We start from the raw sequence: 2,103 nt of genomic DNA, 5'->3' as shown, positions 1-2,103 counted from the left end.
TTGCCCGCCCCCACCGCCGCATCCAAGGCGGCGGACTCCTCCATGACCGCTTGCTGCAGCGCCTGCCGCCAGACGGCAGCGGCCGGCGCTGTGGCAAGGGCGGCGGGATTGGCGGGTGCCGCGATCGTGCGCGAGCAGTCGTCGACGGCCAGGCAGTCCGGCAGGTCGCGTACCGATGAGACCGGGTAGGCCAACGGCTGGCCGAGCGTCGTCGCCACCTGTTCCGCCGCACGCATAATCGTCGCCGGCGTGCGGTAGCAGACGGTGAGCACCTCCTGCCGCAGCGGCGTCGAGGCCCGCGTGCTCCGCGTCGCCTTCCCCCCGCGGCGGCGTTCGTGCTGGCGCGTGCCCAGCGCCGAGAGCACCTCTTCCCAGGAGCGCGGCGTGTTCGGCCCGGAGTACTGGGCCAGGTCGCCAACGATCGTGAAAGAACGCACGGGGCAGCGACGCGCCAGGGCCCGCCACGCCATGGCGCCCAGTTCTTGTGCCTCATCGACGACGACGTGCCCGTAGGTCCAGCTGCGGTCGGCTCGGGCCCGTTCTGCCAGCGTCAGGGACGGGCCGGTCTCCTCCATGCGGTCGGCAAGCATTTCCGCACTGACCATGCCGTCGCCCAACTCCTGGGACTCAATGGCCTGCGCCGCATAGGCGACCAGCGATTCTCGACGCCGCGCCTCCAGCCGGGCACGCCGGGCCTCGGCATCCTCACTCGGCCCCAGCAGCTCGGCCAGCTCGTCGAGCAGCGGCACGTCCGCCGGCGTCAGCTCGCTGCCCACGGGCCGCTCCAGCAGGGCGCGTTCGGCCGCACTGAGCTCCGGGGCGAGGCGCTCCAACAGTGCCGGCCGCGACCAGAGGCGCTCCAGCAGGCCGGCCGGCGTCGTCGGCATCCAACACAGGTTGATCTCCCGGCGGGCATCGCGGGCGGTGCGGATGTCCTCACGAATCCAAGCGCGGGTGTCGGCGTCGTCGGCGTCCTGATGCGTGGCCGCGGCGAACTGGTCGGTCAGTCGCTCCAGCAGCCACAGCACGAAGGTCTCGCGGGCCAGGTTGTGGGGCTTGCCGCCCCGGCGCGCCCGGCTCGCCGCCTCGCGCACATCCTGCGGATCCAGGTGCAGCCGCGTGCCCTGCACGACGATCTCCCGTGGGCCCTCCGGCACCCGCTGGAGGTCGCGCACCGCCCGCCGCAGAATATCCGCCCACACCAGACGCGACTTCACCTCGGCGATACGCGGGGACTCGCTGCCGCGGGCGTGCACGCCCGGCACCAGGTCGGCCAACGTGGTGGACACCACTCCCGTTTCACCCAGGGAGGGCAGCACCTGCTCGACATACCGCAGGAAGGTGCGTGAGGGACCCACGAGCAGCACGCCGGTGCGCTCCAGGCGCTCGCGTTCGGCGTAGAAGAGGTAGGCCACGCGGTGCAGCGCCACCGCCGTCTTGCCGGTTCCGGGGCCGCCTTGCACCACCAGCACCCCCTTGCCGTCGCTGGTCACCACGCGGTCCTGCTCGGCCTGAATGGTGGCGACGATGTCGCCCATGCGCCCATCGCGGGCCGCCGACATGGCCGCCATGAGGGCGCCCTCACCCTGCAGGCCGTCGAGGGAGACGTGCCCCGTGTCGTGGCCGGTCGCGGGGGAGGGCGCCGACTCGCCGGCGGCGGCGACGTCGATGAGCTCGTCCTCCACCCCGATGACCCGGCGCGCCCGGGTATCGATGTGGCGTCGGCGCACCAGCCCCATCGGATTGGAGGCGGTTGCTTGGTAGAAGGCCCGGGACAGCGGCGCGCGCCAGTCGAGAACCACCTCGCGGTGCCGGGCGTCATGCAGGCCGATGCGCCCCACGTAGTGGCGTCGCCCCGCCGTCTGCGGGGCCGTGGGATCCGCCTGAGCCGGGGAGGGGGGCTCGGGCGCTGCGGACATGTCCATGCGGCCGAAGACCAGGCGGTCCTCGACCCCCTCCAGGGAGGAAACCAGTCCGGAGTAGTGGGCGGCGTAGGCGTCCCGTTCGCCGCGCGACTGGTGCGTGCCGCTGGCGCCGCGGGCCTGCGTGGCCGCCAACGAGCGGCGGGCGGAGGCCAGCTGCCGGTCCAGCTCGGCGTAGGCC

1 protein-coding gene is annotated in these 2,103 nt (G+C 73.2%); it reads right to left on the bottom strand.

The annotated features are described in order from the left end of the window. Positions 1–2,103: HelD family protein (locus RWX45_RS10185; protein WP_316023609.1), on the bottom strand; the 2,103-nt coding region annotated here is incomplete at both ends.

It is taken from the genome of Actinomyces sp. MRS3W, from assembly GCF_032465695.1.
In the GTDB taxonomy this organism is placed as follows: Bacteria; Actinomycetota; Actinomycetes; order Actinomycetales; family Actinomycetaceae; genus Actinomyces.
The sequence above is the reverse complement of the archived record's forward strand: the minus strand, read 5'-3'. Positions and strand labels throughout refer to the sequence as shown.